Raw genomic sequence first — 21708 nt, 5'->3', positions numbered from 1 at the left:
GGAGGTTGTGATGGGTCGACGCGCGAAGTCCGTTCTGGCCATCATCCTGGGCGCGGCGCTGGCCGTTCCCCTGTTGCCGCAGCTCATGCCGGAGGCGGCGGCCGAACCGACCGGCAGGCTCGCGGTCGGCGAGGTCGTCGACATCGCCCCCGGGGTGCGGTCCGGCGACAAGAAGCTGGCGAAGGACGCGCTGCGCGACGACCTGTCCGGCGAGCGGTTCTACTTCGTCATGCCCGACCGGTTCGCCAACGGCGACCCCGGCAACGACCGCGGCGGGTCGGCTGAGACCGACCGGCTGAAAACCGGGTTCGACCCGGCGGACAAGGGTTTCTACCACGGCGGCGACTTACCCGGCCTGCGGTCCAAACTGGACTACCTGAAGGGCATGGGGATCACGGCGATCTGGATGACGCCGATGTTCGCCAACCAGTGGGTCCAGGGCAGCGGGGACGACATCTCCGCCGGATACCATGGCTACTGGACCACCGACTTCACCCGGCTCGACCCGCACTTCGGCACCACGGCGGACATGCGGGCGGTCATCGCGGACGCGCACGCCAAGGGCATGAAGGTGTTCTTCGACATCGTCGCGAACCACACCGCCGACGTGATCGACTATGCCGAGGGCAAGTACGAGTACCTGAGCACCGGCGCGCAGCCGTACCTGGACGCCCAGGGCAACACGGTCGACATCAAGGCCGCGGCGGGCAGGCCGGACTTCCCGGCGCTGGACCCGAAGTCGTCGTTCCCGTACACGCCGGTCTTCCGGTCGCCGGGCGGCGCGAACGCCAAGACCCCGGCCTGGCTCAACGATCCCGCGCACTACCACAACCGCGGTGACTCGACGTTCAGCGGCGAGTCCGACGAGTACGGCGACTTCTTCGGCCTCGACGACCTGATGACCGAGCACCCGAAGGTCGTCAAGGGCATGCAGGACATCTTCACCGCGTGGATCGACACCCTGGGGATCGACGGGTACCGGGTGGACACGGTCAAGCACGTGAACATGGCGTTCTGGCAGGCCCTCGCGCCGCACGTGAAGGCGTACGCGGCCGCCAAGGGCAAGAAGGACTTCTTCGTCTTCGGCGAGGTGTTCAGCTCCGACACGGCGCTGACCTCGTCCTACACGACCACCGGCCGCATGCAGGCCACCTTGGACTTTCCCTTCCAGAGCGGCGCGCTGGACTTCCTGTCGGGCAAGGGTTCCGGCCGACTCGCCGAGGTGTTGCTCGCCGACGACCAGTACACCGACGCCGACTCCAACGCCGCGTCGCTGCCGACCTTCCTCGGCAACCACGACATGGGCCGGATGGCGTGGATGCTGCGTCAGGAACGCCCTGGTGTCACCGAGGACGAGTTGCTGAAGCGGCTCAAGCTGGGCAACACGCTGATGTACCTGTGGCGCGGCAACCCGGTCGTCTACTACGGCGACGAGCAGGGCTTCGCCGGCGGTGGCGGCGACAAGCTGGCCCGGCAGGACATGTTCGCCAGCAAGACGCCGGAGTTCACCGCCGAGACGTTCGTCGGCAGCGACCGCACCGGAGCGCAGGACAACTTCGTCACCTCGCATCCGCTGTACCGCAGGCTCGCCGACCTCGCGTCCTTTGTGGACCGTGACCCGGTGTGGGCGGACGGCAACCAGGTGCTGCGACTCGCCTCCGGCGACACGCTCGCGTTCAGCCGGATCACCCAGCGGGACCAGCGCGAATACGTGGTCGTGGCCAACGCGGGCGCGGCGGAAAGCACGGTCCACGTGCCGGTTGGCGCTCCCGGCAGCAAGTTCCGGACCGAACTGCCCACCCGCGGGGACGGACCGGCCAGCGGCCAGGACGGCAAGGTGCGGGTGACCGTGCCCGCGTTCTCCGCCGTGGTGCTGGCCTCGGCCGAGCGGCTGCCCGTCGCGGCGCCGACGCCGACCCTGGTGGCGCCCGCGGCGGGCACCGTCCTTGATGACCGGGTCGAGGTGCGTGCCGACGGCATCACCTCTCCGTTCGCGCAGGCCACGTTCGCCGCCCGGGTCGAGGGGACGAGCGACTGGACCGTGCTCGGCACCGACGACTCCGCGCCGTACCGGGTGTTCGCCGACGTGTCCAAGCTCGGTGGCGCGGCCGTCGGCAAGAAGGTCGAGTTCCGCGTCGTGGCCAAGGACGGCGCGGGCACGCTCGGCGCGGACGGCGCCGCGATCAAGCTCGCCGCCGCTCGCCCGCCGCCTGGCGGGCCCGGTGGCCAGAGCCCGGACTGGCTGGTCGTGCACTACAACCGGCCCGCGGGCGACTACGCGGGCTGGGGCCTGCACGTCTGGGGCGATGTCGAGACGCCGACCGACTGGAGCACCCCGCTGCCCTTCGCCGGTGAGACGGCGTATGGCCGATTCGCCTGGGTCAAGCTCAAGCCGGGCGCGACGCAGGTCGGTTTCATCACGCACAAGGGCGACGAGAAGGACGGTGGCGACCGGTTCGCCGCGCCCGCCGCGACACCGCAGGTGTGGCTCAAGCAGGGCCAGGACACGCAGTACCCGACCGAGGTGGCGGCGACCGGCAAGGCGACGGTGCACTTCCAGCGTCCGTCGGGCGACTACACCGGCCTCGCGGTGCGGGTGCCGGGCCAGGCCGACGTGCCGCTGTCCGGACGGGACGCTTTCGGTGCGGTGGCGGAGATCCCGGCGACAGCGACACCGCTGGACTTCGCCGTGGTGAGCGGGTCGAGCACGGTCATGTCGGGCAAGCTCACGGGAGCGGCGGGGTGGGTGCGCGAGGGGTCATCCACCGTGCACCCGAGCCTTGCGTCCGCCGAGAACCGCGCGGTGATCCACTACTCACGGCCGGACGGCGACTACACCGACTGGGTGCTCTACCACTGGACCGGCTCGCTGGAGCCGAGTCCGGGCTGGACCCAGTCGCGGCCCGCCGATGGGACCGACGGATTCGGGATCTACTGGTCGGTGCCGCTGACGCCGGGTGCGGCCGGATTGAGCAACATCATCCATCGCGGCGACACCAAGGACCCGGGCAGCGACCAGTTCCTCGACGTCGGCGGCACCGGGCACGAGGTGTGGTTCATCTCGGGGTCCGCCCGGGCCGACGGCTCGGCGAGCTACGTGCTGCCGCCGTCGACGGCGCCTGCCGCCGACGTGGATCTGGCCAAGGCGAAGGCGATCTGGGTCGGCCGCGACAAGCTGGTCTGGGACATCCCGGCCGTCGCCACCGACGGCTACCAGGTGCGCTACGACGCCGAGGGCCGGATCACGGTGGTCGACGGCCAGGTCCAGGGCGGCAAGGTCCTGCGGCTGCAGCCCAGTGGGGCCCTGGCGGGCGATCTGGCGGCGAAGTTCCCGCACCTCGCCGGGAAGCCGGCATTCCAGGTCCGCGCGGCCGACGCGGGCCGAATCGATGAGGCACTGGGCGCGCAGCAGGCCGCCGTCCACGTCGACGCGAGCGGCGCGGTCCGGCACGCCACGGGCACCCAGATCGCGGGAGCGCTGGACGACCGGTTCGGCGCGGAAGCGGTGAAACACAGCTACCGACCCGAGTTCTCCGGCGACCAGGTGAGCACCCGGCTGTGGGCGCCGACCGCGCGATCGGTGAAGCTGAGGCTGTTCGGCAGCACCGCGCCCGCCCGCGACGCCCACCCGTCGGAGGTCGTCGACCTTCGTCGTGACGACGCCACGGGCTCCTGGTCGGGCAGTGGCGCCTGGCGGGATCGCTACTACCAGTTCGAGGTGACCGGTTGGTCGGCGCCGGAGAAGAAGGTCCGGACCGTCGTGGTCACCGACCCGCACTCCGTGGCGCTGTCGGTCGACTCGACGCACTCGCAGTTCGCCGACCTGGGCGGTGCCGACGCCAAACCCGCCGGGTGGGACCAGCAGGTCGCCCGCGGCCTCGGCGCGGACCCGACCGAGCACGGCATCACCGAGTTGCACGTCCGCGACTTCTCGATCGCCGACGAGACCGTCCCCGAGGGTGAGCGCGGCACCTACAGCGCGTTCACCCACCGCGACTCGGCCGGGATGAAGCACCTGAAGTCGTTGGCGGAGGCCGGGATGGACACCGTGCACCTGCTGCCGACGTTCGACATCGCCAGCATCCCGGAACGCCGCGCCGACCAGCAGCGTCCCGCGTGTGACCTGGCATCGATGCCTGCCGACTCACCTCGGCAACAGGAGTGCACCAGCGCCGCCGCGGCCCGCGACGGGTTCAACTGGGGCTACGACCCGCTGCACTACGACGTCCCGGAAGGCTCCTACGCCACCGACGACGCCCAGTCCGGCCCGGCGCGCGCCCGGCAGTACCGCTCGATGGTGCAGTCGCTGCACGACAACGGGAACCGGGTCGTGGTGGACGTGGTCTACAACCACACCACGGCGTCGGGCGACGCGGCGAACTCCGTGCTCGACAAGGTCGTCCCCGGCTATTACCAGCGGCTCGGCCTCGACGGCGCGGTCGCCGACTCCACCTGCTGCGCCAACACCGCGACCGAGAACGCGATGATGGGCAAGCTCGTCGTCGACTCGGTCGCGCACTGGGCGCGGACGTACAAAGTGGACGGTTTCCGGTTCGACCTGATGGGCCACCACCCCAAGGCGAACATCCTCGCCGCCCGCGCCGCGCTGGACGCCCTGACCGTGGAGAAGGACGGTGTGGACGGGCGCAGCATCCGGATCTACGGCGAAGGATGGGACTTCGGCGAGGTCGCGGGCAACGCCCGGTTCGTCCAGGCCACCCAGCCCAACCTGGCGGGCACCGGCATCGCCACCTTCAGCGACCGCCAACGCGACGCGATGCGCGGCGGCGGCCCGTTCGACGAGGACCCGCGGGTCCAGGGCCTGGCTTCCGGCCTGGCGGGCGACCCCAACAGCTCCCCCGCCAACGGCGACACGGCGGCGCGGTTGGTGAACTACACGGACCTGGTGAAGCTGGGCATGGCGGGCAACCTGGCCGACTTCCGCTTCCGCTCCACAGCGGGCGCGGAAGTCCGCGGCAGGGACGTCTCGTACAATGGCTCCCCCGCCGGCTACACCGCCGCGCCGGGAGAGGTCATCACCTACTCGGATGCCCACGACAACGAGACCCTCTTCGACGCTTTGGCGTCGAAGCTGCCGATCGGGACATCGATGGCCGACCGGGTCCGGATGCAGAAGATCGCCCACGCCCCGGTGCTGCTCGGCCAGGGCCAGCCGTTCATGCTGGCGGGCAGCGAGTTCCTCCGCTCGAAGTCCTTGGACCGCAACAGCTACGACTCAGGTGACTGGTTCAACCGGTACGACCCGTCACTGCGGGACAACGGGTTCGGCCGGGGCCTGCCACCGGCGGCGGACAACCAGGCGAAGTGGCCGTACCTGGGTCCCGTGTTGGCGACCGCTTCGGTCAAGCCGACCTCGGCGGACATGCGTCGAGCGGTGGACGACACGCTGGAGCTGCTGCGGATCCGGCAGTCCTCGCCGCTGTTCACCCTGGCGGACGCCCGTGCGGTGCAGACGAAGCTGTCGTTCCCGGCCGCCGAGTCCGGGCTGGCCGTGGCGCACTTGGACGACACGGTCGGCGCGGACGTGGACCCCGGGCGGCGTGGGTTGTTGGTGGTGGTGAACCCGTTCCCGGGCGAGAAGACGGTGACGGCGCCCGGGGATGGGTGGACGGCCCATCCGTTGAGCGCGGACGCGACGCGAACGGTGATCGGTGACGGGTCGGTGACCGTGCCGGGGAGGTCGGTGGTGGTGCTCTCCCGCTAGAACCGACACCAGCCACCGCCATCCATCCGCCAAGCGGGTGGATGGCGGTGGCTCGTTCGCCGACGCTTATGAGGATTGCCGTACTGCCCGTCCTGCGGTGGACTGCCGGGTTCCAGGCTGGGCCGCACGGTCGACAGTTGCGCCGGGTGTGCCGTTGGGCGTGGTCCTGCTTTCGCTGCAAGCCTTACCGGCGATCGCACCTGGTGGGTTCGCTGGTTCGTCCGTCGCGCATCGCCACCGCGCGGTCGGCCAGGTCCAGGTGTTCGACATCGTGGGTGACGACCACGGTCGCGGTGGCCGACTCCTGGGTGATCTCCCGCAGCAGGCGCATCACCTCCCGGCCCCGCACACGGTCCAGCGCGGAGGTGGGTTCGTCGACGAGGAGCACCGCGGGCTCGCCCATGAGCGCGCGGGCCACCCCCACTCGCTGGCGTTCGCCGCCGGAAAGTTGGTGGGGGCGGCGGTTCTCCTTGCCGGTGAGCCCCACCCTGGCCAACAGCTCGAGCGCCCGGTCCCGCTGCGGACGGCCGACCAGGGTGCCCACCAGCAGCAGCTGGTCGAGCGCGGTGAGCGAGGGCAGCAGGTTCGACTGCTGGAAGACGAACCCGATCCGCTCCCGCCGCACCCGGTCGCGGGCGGTCGCACCCAGGGCGCCGACGTCCTGGTCCGCGATCCGCACGGTGCCCGACGCCGGGGTGACCAGCAGCCCCGCGACGGCCAGCAGACTCGACTTCCCCGAGCCGGACGGACCGGTCACCGCGACCACTTCTCCGGCCTGCGCGGTGAGAGTGGCGTCGTCTAGGGCGACGAGTGCGCGGTCGCCGTCGGGGTACAGCAGGCGCAGGGAGTCCAGTTGCAAGGTCATCGAGAGGCTCCAAGGGCGGTCAGCGGATCGACGGCGGTGACGCGGCGGACGGCGAGGGCGGCGCCCAGCAGGCCCACGCCGACCATCAGCGCCGACGGAACCAGCACAGTTCCCCCATTGATGACGAACGGAACGGCTTTCGCGACGAGGAGACCGAGTCCGGTCGCCGCCGCCGCCCCCGCTATGGCGCCGACCCCGAGCACGGCGGCCGCCTGCGCGAGGGCGTCGCGCAGGAGGTAGGCGCGGGACGCTCCCATGGCCCGGACGACTGCGAGGTCGGGCGCGCGCTGCATGGTCCACACGGTGAAGAACGCGCCGACCACCAGAGCGGAGACGATCAGCAGGAGCACCCTGATCATGGTCAGTGAACCCTGTTCCGCCGCGTACCCGCCGACCGCGTCGTAAGCCGCCTCCTTGGTGAGGACGCGCGTGCCGGTGGCGGCGCCGAGTGCGGCCGGGTCGCCGGTCAGGGTCAGCGCGACCGCGGTGATGCTCTCGGTACGCGCGATCTTGTGCCAGGTGCCGATAGCGGTATGCACGACTGGCAGGTGGCTGAACGACGTCTCCTCGACGACCGCGGCGACGGTGAGCCGGTGTCCGCCGAGTTCGACCGTCGTCCCCGGGGCAAGACCGAGGCTGCCGGGGACGCCCACCTGGTCCGGCCCAAGCGGGCTGTCGGTGCCGAACACACTGACGGCGGCCGTCGTGTCCCCCGCGGTCAGCCTGCTCGTACTGATACCCAGTGGTGTGGCCGACCGGACTTCCGTCCGCGCGGCGAGCAGGCCGACGGTGTCCGCGGGCAGCGCGCTGAGGGCGAACTGTGGGGCGCTCTCGCCGGGCGGCGCCGCGAGGGCCACATGGTCGGCGGGAAGGGCGGAGACGGCGGAGACACTGGCCGCACCCAGGCCCGACGTCAGCCCCGTGAGGAGGACGACCATCAGGGTCATGAGGCCGATTACCGCGCCGAGCAGGGCGAATCGGCCTCTGGCGAAGCGGAGGTCGCGCAGGGCGATGAACATGTCCCAACCGTGCCGTGGGGGCGGCGGCGGGACATCCGTCGACGGGTGAGGACTCGGGAGTCGATCGACGCGGACAAAACTCGATCGAAAGTTGGAGGCGACCACCTCCGCCGCCGGTTACCGTTGAGTCCGACATGGACACCGCCCCCAGCTCCGCCGTGACCGTGCTGCGCAAGGCGCAGCACCTGCTTTTCGCTGTACTCGTCGTCGTCGCCGCCTTGCGCACCGCGCAGAGTGGGGCGGTCGCGGTGGGTGTGCTCGGCGGGGCGGGGCTTCTCACCTGGTACGCGCTCGGCGGGCTCATCAAGTCGCGGATGTGGTGGCTCGGCGTGCTCGTCGCCGAGTGGGTCGCGCTGAGTGTCTACGGCACGGACTGGGTGTGGGTGGCGTTCGCGCTGTTCTTCCTCTGCCTGCGAGTGCTGCCCGCGCCGGTGGGCCAGGTCGCCGTGGGTGTCCTCACCTTGATCGCCGCCGCCGGGTTCATGTGGCACCGGCAGTCACTGGACCTGGCCGCCGTGGTCGGGCCCGCGATCGGCGCGGCCGTCGCGATCGTCATGACCGCGGTGTACGACACGATGCGCGCCGACGCCGACGCCCGCGCCGAGCTGCTCAGGGAACTCCTTGCCGCGCAACAGGAACTCCGCGAGAGCGAGCGGCGGGCGGGCGTGACCGGCGAACGCGAGCGGCTGGCTCGCGAAATCCACGACACGATCACCCAGGGCCTGTCGAGCATTGTCTTCCTCCTGCAAGCGGGTGGCAGTGCGCACGTGTCCGCGGCGCTGAACACCGCGCAGCTGAGCCTCGAGGAGTCCCGGAGGTTGATTCGCGCGCTCACCCCCATCGAGCTGGACGGGCGGCCGCTGGCCGACGCGCTGAAGCGGGTGACTCAGGAGTCGGCACAGGTGGGGCTCGACGCCACGCTGGTCATCGATGGGATCCCCTACTCGCTGCCCACCCCCAGCGAGGTCGCGCTTCTCCGGGTCGCCCAGGGGGCGCTCGCGAACGTGCGCGCCCACGCGGGCGCCCAGCACGCGAGGGTGACGCTGGCCTACCAGCCCGGCGAGGTCCGCCTCGACATCGCCGACGACGGCCGCGGCTTCGACCCGGACGCGCCCCCGGCGGGCCAGGGTTCGGGGATCGGGCTGTCATCGATGCGCGGCAGGCTCCGGGAGGTCGGCGGCACCCTGATCGTGGAGTCGTCGCCCGGCGAGGGCACCGCGTTGAGCGCCACCGTGCCCGCCGCGGAGGTGTCGGCGTGATTCGCGTGCTGCTGGTCGACGACCATCCGATCGTGCGGACGGGGCTGCGCACCGCGCTGGACGGGGTGGACGGGGTCGAGTTGATCGCGGAGGCCGCCACCGGGGAGCAGGCCGTGGTGCTGGCCGAGCGACTGCGCCCGGACGTGGTGCTCATGGACCTGCAACTCGGTCCGGGCATCGGTGGCGCCGAGGCGACCCGGCGTATCCGGGCATTGCCCGAGCCCGCCCGGGTCCTCGTGCTGACCACTTACGACAGCGAAGCCGACATCCTCGCCGCGATCGAGGCCGGGGCGACCGGTTATCTGCTCAAAGACACCGATCCCGCCACCCTGGTCCCCGCGATCCGCACCGCCGCCCGCGGTGAGACCGTGCTCGCGCCGCATGTGGCCTCGCGGCTGGTCGCGCGGGTGCGGACGCCGGCGGTGTCGCTGACCCGGCGGGAGATCGAGGTGCTGCAGTTGGTCGCGGACGGCCACAGCAACAAGTCCGCCGCCCGCGCGCTCTTCGTCACCGAGGCGACGGTGAAGTCCCATCTCGTGCAGGTCTTCACGAAGCTCTCCGTGGACAGCCGCATCGCCGCCGTATCCGCCGCCCGCCTGCGTGGCCTCGTCCGCTGATCGCCGGCGGCGGGCGACGGTGTGGTGAGTCGGGCGGACATCCGCCGGTCCACCGGGCTGCCGTCGGCGACGGTGTCGGAGGTCGTGGGGACCTGGTGGCCAGGAAGGTCGTCCGGGAGGTGGGCCAGGCCCGCTCCAGCGGCGGCAACACCGCCACGTCAACGGTATTACTCCGACCATCACGGTGGGGCGGCGCGGCGCACGGGCGCACTATGCGCATGCGGTGGCGAGTGGACCTGGTGAACGACGACATGAACCTGGCGTGCGTGGTGATCCATGTACTCGAGGCCGGTGAGATCGACCGACGCCGGACCAGGCTGCTGCGCCGCCCCATGTCCCAAGCGGAGGTCGAGCGCCGAGTGTTTCCCGACGCCTACCGCGCCCGCGCCGAAGCCGACGGGTTTCGCGAGCGACACGCATCCACATTGCGGGACAGCGGTGCGATCCACCGGGTACGCGCTTGGCTGACCCAGACGGCTGATTACGTCCTGCCGGTCGACGCCGTGGACGACTGGCTGGTCACGTTCGGTCTCGCCAGGTTTCTCACCGCGCCGCGCACCGGGGCGAGGGCTGAGTGACCCTCACCTGGCTGAACCACGTCCAGCACGCCCTCGTGCATGCGGCGGCTAGAACGCGATGCTTGCGATCAGCATGCGGGGTGAGGCAGCCCAGACCAGCCGATCGGCGGTGGGGTTTCGGCGTCGGGTGGGTCCCACGTCACTCACGGCTGGTCTCCTGATCCTCGCGGGAAGGCGGGCAACAGGTCTTGTCGCGGTGATGGCGGCGCACTGCCCACGCGGCGATGGCCGGCACGGCGAGGACCGCACTGGCGGCGAGCACGAACGGATTGGTCAGGATGGCGCCGAGCGCACCCAACGCACCGGCCGCAACCAGCGCGGGGCCGGCGCAGCACAGCAGCATCAGGGCGACGATTCCCGTGCCTGGCGCGAGCGAGCGGCGGTCATGCCGCCGATCGGTCATGACGGATCACCGGCCGGTGTTCGTCGAGGCGGCGTCGACACGCATGCACGCGGCCAGCGCGGCGGCGTTGTCCGCGGCCAGCGATCGGGCGAGAAGCACCAATTCGGCAACGCGTGGGTCGGTGACCTTGTAGTAGGCGAAGCGGCCCTCTCGGCGGACCTGGACGTACCCGCAGTCGGACAGGCAGCCCAGGTGGGTGGAGACCCGCCCTTGGGACAGGCCGACGTGGGCGACGCACTCGGTGACGGTGTGCTCGTCGTGCAGGAGGAACTCCAGCAGCCGCAGGCGGGCAGGGTCGCTGAGGGCGCGGAAGAACTTGGCCACCACCTCCACCCCGTTCGGTTCGGTGGGCAGCAGCGCGGACTGGGGTTCGGGCACGGCAGCCACGTCCTGGCCATCCTCACATCAGGTTCGCAATGTATGCGGATGAACAGATATGAGGTTAGCATCGAACGCATCCGCTTAGGCGAATGTGTTCGACGGGAGGTGTGGTGATGCGGTACGACCTGGCCGTGATCGGCTCGGGTGGCGCGGGGTTCGCGGCGGCGATCAAGGCCCGCGGCAACGGCCGTTCGGTGGTGATGATCGAGCGCGCCACGGTGGGCGGCACCTGCGTGAACACCGGATGCGTGCCATCGAAGGCGCTGCTGGCCGCGGCTGAGGCACGCCACGTCAGCCTGGACGCCCGGTTTCCGGGCATCACCGTCTTCCCGTTCGGCGTGGACCTGTCGCGCCTGATCGATGGCAAGCAGGCGTTGGTGGAGTCGCTGCGGACGGAGAAGTACACCGACCTGGCCGCGGAGTACGGCTGGGACATCCTGGCCGGCACCGCCTGCTTCGCCACCGAGGGGCCGGAACCGGTGCTGCAAGTCGCGCTCGCCGACGGCGGTTCGACCACCGTGGTGGCCGAGCACTACCTGATCGCCACCGGATCAGCCCCGTGGACACCCCCGATCGACGGGCTCGCCGAGGCGAACTACCTTACCTCGACCACCGCGATGGAGCTGGACGCGTTGCCAGCCTCGATGATCGTGATCGGGGGCAACGCGGTCGGTCTGGAGCAAGCTCAGCTGTGGAGCAGGCTCGGCGTCGAGGTGACCGTGGTGGAGGCGGTGGAGCGGCTGGCGCCGTTCGAGGAACCCGAGATCAGCGCCGTGATCGAGGACGCGTTCCGCCGCGAGGGCATCCGCGTGATGACCGGGGCCACGGTCGGCCGCGCCGATCGCGACGTGACCGGATACCGGGTGATTCTCACCAGCGCCGACGGCCGCCCCGACGAGCTGCGGCCTGAGCAGGTGCTGGTCGCGACCGGCCGCCACCCGGTCACCGACGGACTCAATCTGGCCGCGGTCGGGGTCAAGACCGGCCCACGCGGTGAGGTCCTGGTCGACGACCACCTGCGCACCGACAACCCGCGCGTCTGGGCCGCCGGGGATGTCACCGGGCACCCGCAGTTCGTCTACGTGGCCGCCGCGCACGGCACGCTGGCGGCCGACAACGCCTTCGCCGAAGCCGGCCGCACGCTGGATTACCACCACCTGCCGCAGGTGACGTTCATCAGTCCGGCTATCGCCTCTGCCGGGCTCACCGAGGCGCGGGCGATCGAGCAGGGCTACACGACCGAGAGCCGCGTGCTGCCGCTGGAGCACGTGCCGCGGGCGCTGGTCAACCGGAACACTCGCGGCCTGATCAAGCTCGTCGCCGACCACGGCACCGGTCGGCTGCTCGGCGCGCACATGCTCGCCGAGGGAGCAGGCGAGGTGATCGCGACGGCGGTCTACGCACTGGCCAACGCCATGACGGTGCAGCAGATGGCCGACCTGTGGTGCCCGTATCTGACCATGGCCGAAGGGCTGAAGCTCGCCGCCCAGACGTTCACCCGCGACGTGACCAAGCTGTCCTGCTGCGCTTCCTGATGCCATGTTGAGCAATGGATTGATGACGGTCGGGGATCTGTCCCGGCGCACCGGGGTGCCGATTAAGACGCTGCGCCAGTACACCGACTGGGGCCTGATCTACAGCGCCGGCCGGAGCTCAGCGAACTACCGGTTGTTCGATGCCGACGCCCTGTGGTGCGTCGAGCTGATCGGCCAGTTGCGGGGCCTCGGGCTGACCGTGGCCGAGATCCGCGAGCTGACCGACACCGACGCGGCCATCGGGCCCCGGCTGGCCGAACTGCTGCGCCACTCGCGAGCCCGGACGCTCCGGCGGATCGCCGGGCTGCGGGAGACACTGCGGCGCATCGACGAGTTCGAAGCCGACCACAACAGCAGGGAACTCGCCGGTCGGGGTGGGGTGTGCAAGCGCTTGACCCTCACCCTGGGGTCAGACCATACGGTCGCGGTCGAACACCACAACCATCGAAAGGTGCGGCCGTGACCAGAACAGACACCACCCAGGCGATCGCGGAGCTGACCAGACCGGGCGGCACCCTGGACCTCGGCCATGACCGGGCCCGCCTGCTGATCCGGGTGTTCCACTTGCTACTGCGGCAGGCACACCCGGTGACCCGCACCCAAGCCCTGGACGCGATCACCGAGCTGGGTATCGACGGGGCATGGGCCAACGCCCAACTCGACGCCTGGGCCGAACCCGACGACGCGGGTGACATCGCCGGGCTCGGCCTGACCTACAACCCCACGCCACACCGGATGACCATCGACGGGGTGCGGCTGTGGGCGTGGTGCGGCATGGACACGCTGATCTTCACCCACGTGCTCGGCAAGCCGATCAGCATCGAATCGACCGCCCCCGGCTCGGGCGAGATCGTGCGCCTGCACGCCAGTCCAGCGGGAGTCACCGACCTCCACCCGGCCGACGCAGTGGTCACCCAACGACTGCCGAGCCGTGAACAGATCGACCTCGACACCACGGCCGGCATCTGGGGAACCTTCTGCCACCACAACCACTTCTTCCCAAACCGCACCCAGGCGGAGCAGTGGGCTGACGGTCGCGACGACATCGCCATATTGTCCATTGAGGACGGTTTCGCGGTCGCCCGCGACATGGCCGCCGCTCTGACCCGATACGAGCCGGGAGCACGCCGATGACGCTTGGGCCAACCAACCTGAACCTGAACAAGGCGTGTGCGGCCGTCGCGCTGTCCCCGGCGGCACGGGCTGTGCACCGATGGGTGTTGAGGGTGTTCGCCGAGACCGGCCGGGCGCCGTCGCGAGCGGACCTGGAGCGGAAAGCCCGCGAACACACTGCGACGTCAGGTGTCGATCACGGTGCGGTGGTGGCCGAACTGGTCGACCGTGACGTCCTCGCGGTCGATGAGCGGGGTGAGATCCGCGCCGCCTACCCGTTTTCGCCCGCCCCGACCCGTCATCGGGTCACCTGGGAGAGCGGCACCACAGTGGACGCAATGTGTGCCGTCGACGCGCTGGGCATGTCGGCCATGCTCGGTGTCCCGGTCACCATCACCAGTACCGAACCCGGCAACGATCACACCGTCACCGTGCACGTCGACCGCGACACCGCGCGCTGGGAGCCCAACACCGCGGTCGTGTTCGCCGGGCAGGCTGGTGATGCCTGCTGCCCGTCGGTGGACAGCACCTGCGGTCACATCAACTTCTTCACCACCCCGGACGCCGCCCACGACTGGGCGGCGCGAAACCCCGGCATCACCGGCGTTGTCCTGGACCAGGATCAGGCGCTGGCGGGCGGCATCGCCGAATTCGGTGCTCTGCTGCAGGAGACGGGCGATGAGTGACAAAGTCAACGCCGCCCGCGTCGCCTGGGCACTGATCAAACTCAGCGAGATGGGCACCCGGCCGGTCTACCTGCGACAGTTGGCCGATCGGGGTCGGGCTGGCGACGAAGGAGGCGCTGCGGCTGCTTCGCCCGACCTGGCGGGAAAAGGTCACCGTGCGGGACGGCGAGATCCGGCTCGACAACACCCCGGAAGGTCGGCGCCGCTACCGGGTCAGCGTCGATGGGACCGCCACCGTCCACCTGGTTGGCTCGGGCAAGGGCTGCTGGTCGGCGGCAAGACTCGGCCTGGCGCGTATCCGGGCCGCAGCTTCGCAATCGCCGGCCTGCGCCTTCCGCAACAGATCCTTGGCCTGGCGGCGCAGCTGGTCGAGATCCGGGCGCGCGGGAAGAAGCCGCATGGCATCTCCTTCAAAGCCGGCGGTCCGCGGGCCAGGGCCGAACGAGATGATCGCCGGCGGTGCAGCACTTGGCTGTCCGTGGTGGACTCTGCCCCTTTCCGCGGACCCGGAGGCACCCACGCGCACCTGCCAGTATGTTGACGCCTCGCCTTGGGCGCGTACCCACGCAAGCGAGCCGTGCAGATCACACGGGTGAACGGCTGGCGCGGTGGGAGGTGCCGGCCAGCCGGAGGCGGGACGGCCAAGGAGACCGCAGGCGTGCTGGTGCTGGTAGGAACGGCCCAGCTACCGCTGCCACACCCGCTGCGCTGAGCGCGGTTCGCCGGCTCGCTCCTACTTGGTGGTCGTGAACGCCGGTGACGAGGCTGCCAACCGGTCCTCCGCGAACGAGCGGACTGTGGCGCGAAAAGTGTCCGCCAGCCGACAGTTCGGTCATCCCCCGCGCGAACCCTGTTGTTGAACCGCATTGAAACAACAGGCAACCCGAAAGGATGATCACGGGTGCGTCGATTCCCCGTGCACTCCGTCGACGACGCGCCCAAGGCGGCGATCGCCGAGCACGGCAGCTTCGACGCCCGCACGCGGGAGGCCATCGCGCTCGCGGTCGGCGCGGCCGACAACTGCGCCTACTGCCAGTCCGAACACACCGCAGCCGGCCAGGCGGTGGTCTGGGGTCTGGAGCACACGGTCGCGCTACGCGACGGCACGCAGGTTGACGGCGAGGACAAGCTCGCTGCGCTGCTGGCAGTGACCCGGCAGATCGCCGGCAACGTGGGCGAGGTCCACGAGGACACCTGGCAGCAGGCCCTGCACGCCGGGTGGACGGTGGAGCAGCTGGCCGAGCTGTTCACCCATGTCGTGGCGAACCTGTTCACCAACTACTTCAACCACTACGCCCACACCGAGCTGGACATCCCGGCCGCGCCCGGCCTGACCGGGGTCACCGCGTGATCGAGCGCGGCCTGAACGAGCACGAGGTCGGAGATGTGGTGCGGTTCGGCATCGAGCACCCGGCGGTGCGGACGGTGGCCTTCCAGCCGGTCACGCACTCCGGGCGGCACGTGGAATTCGACCCGTTGACGAGGCTGACCAACTCCGACGTGATCGAGTTGATTGCCTGGCAGTGCCCGGACTGGTTCCGCAAGGATGACTTCTTCCCGGTGCCGTGCTGCTTCCCGACCTGCCGGTCGATCACCTATCTGCTGGTGGACCGCAAACCCGACCGCACCGACGTGGTGCCGATCCCGCGGCTGATCAACCTGGACGAATACCTCGACTACGTAAGCAACCGCGTCCTGCCCGACCAGGCGGTGCGTGCCGCGTTGGAAAAGCTGTGGAGCGCCTCGGCGTTCATGGGCGCCGCCACCACAGCCGGCAGCCTGGAAGCCACCGTCGCGGAGTTGGAATGCGCCGCGTGCGGGATCGACCTACCGCAGGCGGTGAAGGAGTTGGACGAGCGGGCGTTCATGATCGTGGTGCAGGACTTCCAGGACCCGTACACGCTCAACGTCAAGCAGCTGATGAAGTGCTGCGTGGAGGAGATCACCCCGGACGGGCGGATCATCCCCTTCTGCGCCTACAACGCCGTTGGCTACCGCGAACAGGTCCGCGAACAGATGTCCGGCGTGCGGGTCGCCGACGTGGTGCCCAACGCCATCGAACTCCGGCCCGTGGTCACTGATTCGCCGTACGGCTCGAAGATCGCCGGCAACGGCAACGGACATCGCCCCGCGATCGCACCCGACACCACCAACGTCGGACGCCCGGCGGTAGAGCGGTGACCGCCCCGGAAGAGATCAAATCCTGCTGCACCGCCGCCTACGGGCAGGATGCCGTAGCACTGGTACTCGGCGAGTCCTACCACCCCGGCGGCCTCGCCCTCACCCGGCGACTCGCCGACGTTGTCGGGCTGCGCAGCGGGAACCGGGTGGCCGACATCGCGTCCGGTCTCGGAACGACCGCGTGCACGCTGGCGAGCGAGTATGACGTAACTGTCGACGGCGTGGATCTCGGAGAGTCCACGGTGGAGCGTGCGCGAACGGCGGCGGAGATTGCCGGGCTCTCGGGTAAAGTCCGGTTCCACCTCGGCGATGCAGAACGCCTTCCCTTGCCCGACAACATGTTTGGCGCATTGGTGTGCGAGTGCGCGTTCTGCACGTTCCCGGACAAGGCCGCGGCTGCGGCCGAGTTCGCCAGGGTGCTGCGGTCCGGCGGCCGGGTCGGTTTCACCGACGTCACCGTGGTTGAGACCGGCCTGCCGGACGAGTTGACCACGCTGGGCGCTTGGGTGGCGTGCATCGCCGATGCCCGCTCAGTGCGGACCTACATCGAGATCCTGGCTGGCGCAGGGTTGCGCACCGTGCGTACCGAGACCCATGACGACGCGCTCGCGCGGATGATCGACCAGATCGAGGCCAGGGTCGGCGTGCTGCGCATGACCGCCGCCGACCGGCTGACCGAGGCCGGTGTGGATACCGATGCCGTGCTCCGCTACACCGCGCTGGCCAGACTGGCCGTGACGGACGGGCTTCTTGGCTACGCACTCTTCATCGCGGAGAAGCCATGACGTATCTGCCGTTCCTGCCGCAGAACGCCACGCTGCTGGAGGTCTTCCGCGCCTTTCCGGATAGGGCCCGGCCGCTGCTGGACTACCACCAGGTGCTGCTGCGCGGCCCGCACGGCGTCGTGCTGCTGTTCGCCGGCGCTGGCCTCGGTCTGCACGAGCACGCCGACAACGGCTCCGCTCATCCGGTTGAGCGTGCTGGGCGTCGCGGAGAGCGGCGCACTCGCGGCGGGCGCGGTGCCGTTTACCGTTGCCGACCGGAGTGTGGTTGATCATGGTTGACCAGCGGATGGCCGAGGCGACACGACCGAGCGAAGCGGTCTGTTCTTTCGCGGCTGCACCGTTCGCACGGCCTGCCCCACTTTGCAGGGGGCTTGTCGCTGTGAAACTCGTCCGGTCCCTTGGATTGGTGATCGCCGCGTTCGTTGGTCGCTGGCTGCGGTAGCCCTGCGAACACCGGTCAGCAGGCTGGCGGCGTGCCCAAGACAACACCGAGCACAGCAGCGTCAGGCACGGCGGCACCGGGTGCGGCGACCGCCGCCGAACAGCTTCGCTCCGCGGTGAAGACCGTCGACGGCAAGGACTTCTCCGGGCAGAGCCTCGCGGGCAAGCCCGCGGTGCTGTGGTTCTGGGCGCCAGCCGGACTGGTCGCGGCGCTGAACCCGTGCGGCTTCGCGATGCTGCCCGCCTACCTGACTCTGGTAGTCGTCGGCAACGACGGCGGAACACGCAGCCGCACGGCCTTGGTGGGCCGTGCGCTGGCGGCCACGGCCGCGATGGCGTTGGGGTTCCTGGGTGTGTTCGGGGTGTTCGGCTTCGTCGTCGCCCCGTTGGCGGCCTCGGTGCAGCAGTACCTGCCCGCTATCACCGTGGTGATCGGCGCCGGGCTGATCGGGCTCGGCATCTGGATGCTCACCAGACGCGAGCTCACCGTGCTGCTGCCAAGCTGAGCCGGGGCGCACCGACCGCGCGGCTGGGCTCGATTCGGCTACGGCCTGGCGTACGCGATCGCGTCGCTGTCCTGCACGATCGGCCCGTTCCTCGCGGTCACCAGCGCCACCTTCCGCAGCGGCTCCGTCCTCGACGGGGTGTTGGCCTACCTCGCCTACGGTCTGGGCATGACGCTGGTGGTCGGCGTGCTGGCCACCGCAGTCGCGTTGGCCACTTCCACGGTGACCACCGGCTTCCGGCGGATGCTGCCGCACATCAACCGGATCGGCGGCGGACTGCTCGTGATATTCGGCCTGTACGTCGGCTACTACGGCGTCTACGAGCTGCGGCTGTACCTCGGCAACGGCGACGCCGGCGACCCGGTGATCGAGGCAGCGGGCGCCATCCAGGAAACCGTGGCCGGCTGGGTGGACAGCACCGACGTGCTGCACTGCCGGCCGTCCTCGCCGTGCTGATCCTCGGAGCCATTGTATTCAGACGCAGGAAGATCAGCAGGCGCCGAGACGGCGCCTCACAGTCGCCGGGCACCCCAGACCAGAGTGAGGCACAAGAGCACCAGTGACAGCGGATAGAACAGCATCCGCAGCGGCACCACGACCGGGAGCAGCACCGCGGCGGTGCTGCTCCCGAGCACGATCAAGAACGTGGGCACGCAGCAGGCGACACCGGTGAGCAGCGCTGGCAGCGCGGCAAGCAGGCGGCCGTAGCCGGTGCGTCGACAGGACGTGGCCTGAGCGGCGGCGTAAGCGGCCACAGTCACGTTGAGTCCAACCAGTCCGGCGAGCAAGCCGGCGAGGACGAGGTTGACCGGGCTGAGCAGGATAGTGAGCGGCGGCAGTGGGTGGACCGCGAGGACGGGTTCGAACAGGTAGGGCGCCCTGGCCCGGAACAGCCTCTCGGTCCAGTCCGGTGCCAGCTCGACCCACGAGGCACCGGACGAACGGCCTGGTCGGCTGCCTGGCGCGATGTCGCCGATGGCCAGCAGATACAGCACCAGCGCAATCGCTGCTGCAATGATCCCGGCCCTCCGGTATCGGCGTACCGCGAGAGCGGTACGCGTTCGCCGGGGTGTGGCACGCAGCGCGGCCAGCGCCGCGTCGGTGGCGTCGCCGACCTTGGCCACCACGGCGACCAGTCGGCTCACCGCAGCACCTCGGTGTCGGGGTGGAAGGCGTACCAGGCGAACCACATCGCATCCAACACGTCCACGGCTCCGTCGGCCGTGTTGTCGGCGCCGGTGACGCGGGCGGTTTCCAGGGCCTCGTCCCACTCCGCGGTAAGGCGCGTCCCACCCACGGTGACGGGCACGGATTTCTCGCGGCGCACCAGCTCGCGGTGGACCGCGACGGTGGCGTCGCCAGCCCGGATCCCGATCACGATATCCTTGGCTCCGAAGCGGTCATCGGTGGCCAGGACGGGGAAGAACGGGCCGCCCTCGACGTAGTAGCCGGAGCGCCGCGGGTAGGAGCCGTATGGGTCGCTGCCGTAGCGCCGTAGCGATCCGGTCTCGGTGGACAACACCAGGGTGTCCGGATGTGTTGTGCGCCAAGCCTTCCAGGACGTCCACACCAGCGGCACGCTGGCCAGGCGTTGTCCCTTGTGCGGGCCGCGGATGGCGACGCCCAGGAGTTGCGGCCACTGCGAGTCGGTCTGCCGGTCGTACATCAGCAGGTTGGAGTTGACCAGATCGCCGGTCGTGCCGAAGGTCAACGCCGGGCCGTCCGGTATGCCGGTGAACCCGATCACCGTGCCGGTCAGCGGACAGTAGGTGACAGCGATCTGCTGCCCGCCCACGGTGTCGTTGACGATCTCGTGCCAGACCAGCACGAGCTGTGGATAGGCTCGGATTTCGCCGCGATAGGTCAGGCCGAACACCGGTTCGTCGTCATTCAGGAAATCGACCCGGCCGGCGGCGACGAACTGTGGGCGGTCGATCGGCGGAATACCGTCCTTGCCAGGGCCACCGGAGGTGACTGCCTCGGCCAGCGCGTCCAGCGAGGGCGGGTCTCCAGGAGCGAGCGACGCGCCGGGGGCCGAGTCACTGGTGCCGGTCGACTGCCAGAGAGCCACACCCCCGGCGACCGCGAGCGTGCCGACGCCACCGAGTACGACAGCGCCCTTGAGGAACTGCCTCCGGGACGGCGTTCGAGGTTCGAGACTCATCGGCCACCACCTCCGCCCAGGAACTACCGGCTGCGGGCGTATGAGTCCATGGGACTCCTCGGCCTGCGGCAACGCGGTACGCATTGTCAGGAAGGTGACACTCGTCAGCGATGAGTGCCTATCCAGCGTCGGGACCGTCGCCGAGTTCGAGCAGCGCCCGCACCACGCTGACGAGGTCGGGACCGGTGACGTCGGGCGGCTCGAACAGGTCGTTCCAGTGGCCTTCCGGCCGGCTGACCCAACCGGTGTGAGTTCCGCTCGATGCGCGCCGTGGGTGTCCCAGCCGTGCGCGGCGACCAGGGCCACCCGATCGGGCGGGACGCCGCAGGCCGCGGCGGCGCGCCGGTCCGGCTCGGGTGCGGGTTTCCAGCGGCGCACCGCCTCCACGGACCACCTGCTCGACTTGGCCGCGCAGACCCGTGCGTTCCAGCAGCGAAGAGGTGGTGGTGGCTGAGCCGTTTGTGAGCGTGATGACCCGGATGCCTGCGTCGTGGGCCAAGCGAGAGCCGTGGCAAGTCTGGACGGCACCGGTGCGCGGGTGAGTAGGCGGCGGATGGCCGGAGCGGCGGCGGCCACCAGCATCGGCGCGAGATGATTGGTCGTGGTGGGCGTGCGCGCCGCCAGCAGGACCCACAGCACCGCGAACCCGAGCGCCACGACCACCGGTTGCCACCGCGGAGACGCGCAGCGCCAGGCAGTGGGGCAGCCCGTCGACCACCCTCGTAGTCGCGTCGTACTCAGTGGCGTCGTACTCAGTGGCGTCGTGCTCGATCATGCGAAGGTGCCCAGCCAGGTCGTCAGCGCGTACAGCGCGACATAGGTGCCCACCGCGACGGCGAGCACGGCGAGCAGCCGCCACCGCCGGCGGCGCACACCCGCGACGCTGCACTGGTTGCGCTGTCGCAGCGACCACCAGACCAGTCCCGCGAGGACAGCGAGCCCGCCGAGGCGGAACCACCAGGCGTAGTTGTCGTAGAGGTTGGTCGCCCATGCGAACGCCGTCCCGGCGCTGACCAGGCCCAGCAGCGCGAGCACCGTGGGGCCGACGCAGCACAGGATGCCCACCAGCCCACCAGTCAGGCCCATCCGCCATACCGGCAGCCGATCCGCCTTCGATCGCCGGCGGGAGCGGCCGGAGGTGGTCGCCGGCGAGGGCTCGCTCATCGCTTGCCACCCAACCACGCCGGCAGGCTGTCGAACAGGCCCGGACGTTCACCCTCCGGCTCGCCCTCGATCCGCACGCCGTTCCAGAACGCCACGTGGTTCTTGATCCGCCGGGCCAGCGGGCTGGGCCTCGGGTAGTACCAGGCGGCGTCCGGGTTGGAGCAATGCTTGAAACCTGTGGATCTGCCGGTGAGGGGCGTACCTTCCCGGTGATCAGCTCAGGTTCTCAAGCAAGGCCGACGTTGGCGCGTCGGTCGGGAAGGCACGCCCATGCTCACCGTAGTCC

The 21708-nt window shown here is 70.1% G+C and carries 23 protein-coding genes and 1 pseudogene; 14 read left to right on the top strand and 10 right to left on the bottom strand.

The genetic code is table 11. The annotated features are described in order from the left end of the window. The first annotated feature begins 10 nt into the window (after positions 1-10). Positions 11-5725, top strand: a complete 5715-nt coding sequence (pulA, locus tag ACRDSQ_RS33255; protein WP_431426687.1) for a pullulanase-type alpha-1,6-glucosidase — start codon at positions 11-13, stop codon at positions 5723-5725. Between the two features lie 184 nt (positions 5726-5909). Here pulA and ACRDSQ_RS33250 read toward each other — a convergent pair whose 3' ends face one another. Both ACRDSQ_RS33250 and ACRDSQ_RS33245 read right to left on the bottom strand, forming a co-directional pair. Beyond that, positions 5910-6590: an ABC transporter ATP-binding protein gene (locus tag ACRDSQ_RS33250; protein ID WP_431426686.1), complete on the bottom strand. Its 681-nt coding sequence runs from the start codon at positions 6588-6590 to the stop codon at positions 5910-5912. Next, entirely contained in the window at positions 6587-7609 is a 1023-nt protein-coding gene (locus ACRDSQ_RS33245; RefSeq protein ID WP_431426685.1) for an FtsX-like permease family protein, read from the bottom strand. The genes ACRDSQ_RS33250 and ACRDSQ_RS33245 overlap by 4 nt, the downstream gene beginning before the upstream one ends. A gap of 134 nt (positions 7610-7743) precedes the next feature. Between ACRDSQ_RS33245 and ACRDSQ_RS33240 the strand changes: the two genes are divergently transcribed. The 3 genes from ACRDSQ_RS33240 to ACRDSQ_RS33230 all read left to right on the top strand — a co-directional run bounded on the left by ACRDSQ_RS33240 (position 7744) and on the right by ACRDSQ_RS33230 (position 10063). Next, positions 7744-8868 (top strand): sensor histidine kinase, encoded by a 1125-nt coding sequence (locus tag ACRDSQ_RS33240; protein ID WP_431426683.1) that lies wholly within the window; start codon positions 7744-7746, stop codon positions 8866-8868. Further along, on the top strand, positions 8865-9485 hold the full coding sequence (locus tag ACRDSQ_RS33235) for a response regulator (protein ID WP_431426682.1): 621 nt from the start codon (positions 8865-8867) through the stop codon (positions 9483-9485). Before ACRDSQ_RS33240 ends, ACRDSQ_RS33235 begins: the two co-directional genes overlap by 4 nt. Before the next feature lie 95 nt (positions 9486-9580). Continuing rightward, the gene (locus tag ACRDSQ_RS33230; protein ID WP_431426681.1) at positions 9581-10063 is read left to right on the top strand and encodes a hypothetical protein; all 483 of its coding nucleotides are present in this window, start codon (positions 9581-9583) and stop codon (positions 10061-10063) included. Positions 10064-10202: 139 nt separating this feature from the next. Here ACRDSQ_RS33230 and ACRDSQ_RS33225 read toward each other — a convergent pair whose 3' ends face one another. Both ACRDSQ_RS33225 and ACRDSQ_RS33220 read right to left on the bottom strand, forming a co-directional pair. Further along, complete coding sequence (locus tag ACRDSQ_RS33225; RefSeq protein WP_431426679.1) at positions 10203-10466, bottom strand: hypothetical protein; 264 nt, start codon at positions 10464-10466, stop codon at positions 10203-10205. Positions 10467-10472: 6 nt separating this feature from the next. After that, positions 10473-10853, bottom strand: a complete 381-nt coding sequence (locus tag ACRDSQ_RS33220; RefSeq protein WP_431426677.1) for an ArsR/SmtB family transcription factor — start codon at positions 10851-10853, stop codon at positions 10473-10475. 107 nt (positions 10854-10960) lie between these two features. Between ACRDSQ_RS33220 and merA the strand changes: the two genes are divergently transcribed. Genes merA through ACRDSQ_RS33200 form a run of 4 tightly spaced genes read left to right on the top strand, consistent with a single transcriptional unit; the run spans position 10961 to position 14181 of the window. Then, positions 10961-12382, top strand: a complete 1422-nt coding sequence (merA, locus tag ACRDSQ_RS33215; protein WP_431426676.1) for a mercury(II) reductase — start codon at positions 10961-10963, stop codon at positions 12380-12382. A gap of 22 nt (positions 12383-12404) precedes the next feature. Beyond that, on the top strand, positions 12405-12845 hold the full coding sequence (locus ACRDSQ_RS33210; protein ID WP_431426674.1) for a MerR family transcriptional regulator: 441 nt from the start codon (positions 12405-12407) through the stop codon (positions 12843-12845). Next, positions 12842-13516 carry an organomercurial lyase gene (merB, locus tag ACRDSQ_RS33205; protein ID WP_431426673.1) on the top strand — a complete coding sequence of 225 codons (675 nt, stop codon included), beginning with the start codon at positions 12842-12844 and terminating at the stop codon, positions 13514-13516. Before ACRDSQ_RS33210 ends, merB begins: the two co-directional genes overlap by 4 nt. Then, positions 13513-14181: an alkylmercury lyase family protein gene (locus ACRDSQ_RS33200; RefSeq protein ID WP_431426672.1), complete on the top strand. Its 669-nt coding sequence runs from the start codon at positions 13513-13515 to the stop codon at positions 14179-14181. Before merB ends, ACRDSQ_RS33200 begins: the two co-directional genes overlap by 4 nt. A 205-nt stretch (positions 14182-14386) precedes the next feature. On the opposite strand, the gene ACRDSQ_RS33195 is transcribed toward ACRDSQ_RS33200, so the two are convergent. Further along, positions 14387-14581 (bottom strand): hypothetical protein, encoded by a 195-nt coding sequence (locus ACRDSQ_RS33195; protein ID WP_431426671.1) that lies wholly within the window; start codon positions 14579-14581, stop codon positions 14387-14389. Between the two features lie 501 nt (positions 14582-15082). Between ACRDSQ_RS33195 and ACRDSQ_RS33190 the strand changes: the two genes are divergently transcribed. The 6 genes from ACRDSQ_RS33190 (at position 15083) to ACRDSQ_RS33165 (ending at position 18550) form a co-directional block, all read left to right on the top strand. Continuing rightward, entirely contained in the window at positions 15083-15532 is a 450-nt protein-coding gene (locus tag ACRDSQ_RS33190) for a carboxymuconolactone decarboxylase family protein (RefSeq protein WP_431426669.1), read from the top strand. Further along, positions 15529-16362, top strand: coding sequence for a hypothetical protein (locus tag ACRDSQ_RS33185; RefSeq protein ID WP_431426668.1), 834 nt, complete (start codon positions 15529-15531; stop codon positions 16360-16362). The genes ACRDSQ_RS33190 and ACRDSQ_RS33185 overlap by 4 nt, the downstream gene beginning before the upstream one ends. Beyond that, on the top strand, positions 16359-17147 hold the full coding sequence (locus ACRDSQ_RS33180; protein ID WP_431426666.1) for an SAM-dependent methyltransferase: 789 nt from the start codon (positions 16359-16361) through the stop codon (positions 17145-17147). Before ACRDSQ_RS33185 ends, ACRDSQ_RS33180 begins: the two co-directional genes overlap by 4 nt. Then, positions 17144-17416 (top strand): hypothetical protein, encoded by a 273-nt coding sequence (locus tag ACRDSQ_RS33175; RefSeq protein ID WP_431426665.1) that lies wholly within the window; start codon positions 17144-17146, stop codon positions 17414-17416. Before ACRDSQ_RS33180 ends, ACRDSQ_RS33175 begins: the two co-directional genes overlap by 4 nt. A 204-nt stretch (positions 17417-17620) precedes the next feature. After that, positions 17621-18094 carry a cytochrome c biogenesis protein CcdA gene (locus ACRDSQ_RS33170; protein ID WP_431426663.1) on the top strand — a complete coding sequence of 158 codons (474 nt, stop codon included), beginning with the start codon at positions 17621-17623 and terminating at the stop codon, positions 18092-18094. A 168-nt stretch (positions 18095-18262) separates the two neighbouring features. After that, the gene (locus tag ACRDSQ_RS33165) at positions 18263-18550 is read left to right on the top strand and encodes a hypothetical protein (protein ID WP_431426661.1); all 288 of its coding nucleotides are present in this window, start codon (positions 18263-18265) and stop codon (positions 18548-18550) included. 56 nt (positions 18551-18606) lie between these two features. Here ACRDSQ_RS33165 and ACRDSQ_RS33160 read toward each other — a convergent pair whose 3' ends face one another. The 5 genes and pseudogenes from ACRDSQ_RS33160 to ACRDSQ_RS33140 form a co-directional block, all read right to left on the bottom strand. After that, positions 18607-19239, bottom strand: coding sequence for a hypothetical protein (locus ACRDSQ_RS33160; RefSeq protein ID WP_431426660.1), 633 nt, complete (start codon positions 19237-19239; stop codon positions 18607-18609). After that, positions 19236-20258, bottom strand: coding sequence for a DUF3179 domain-containing protein (locus ACRDSQ_RS33155; RefSeq protein WP_431426659.1), 1023 nt, complete (start codon positions 20256-20258; stop codon positions 19236-19238). Before ACRDSQ_RS33155 ends, ACRDSQ_RS33160 begins: the two co-directional genes overlap by 4 nt. A gap of 118 nt (positions 20259-20376) precedes the next feature. Next, positions 20377-20757, bottom strand: a complete 381-nt coding sequence (locus ACRDSQ_RS33150; protein ID WP_431426657.1) for a hypothetical protein — start codon at positions 20755-20757, stop codon at positions 20377-20379. 272 nt (positions 20758-21029) lie between these two features. Next, on the bottom strand, positions 21030-21422 hold the full coding sequence (locus ACRDSQ_RS33145) for a hypothetical protein (RefSeq protein ID WP_431426655.1): 393 nt from the start codon (positions 21420-21422) through the stop codon (positions 21030-21032). Next, positions 21419-21571: pseudogene (locus ACRDSQ_RS33140) on the bottom strand (DUF427 domain-containing protein); the annotation flags it as partial. The gene ACRDSQ_RS33145 and the pseudogene ACRDSQ_RS33140, both read right to left, overlap by 4 nt. Positions 21572-21708: the final 137 nt, after the last annotated feature.

The organism is Actinokineospora sp., assembly GCF_050699995.1.
Lineage (GTDB): Bacteria > Actinomycetota > Actinomycetes > Mycobacteriales > Pseudonocardiaceae > Actinokineospora.
This window is presented reverse-complemented; position numbering and strand designations above follow the sequence as displayed.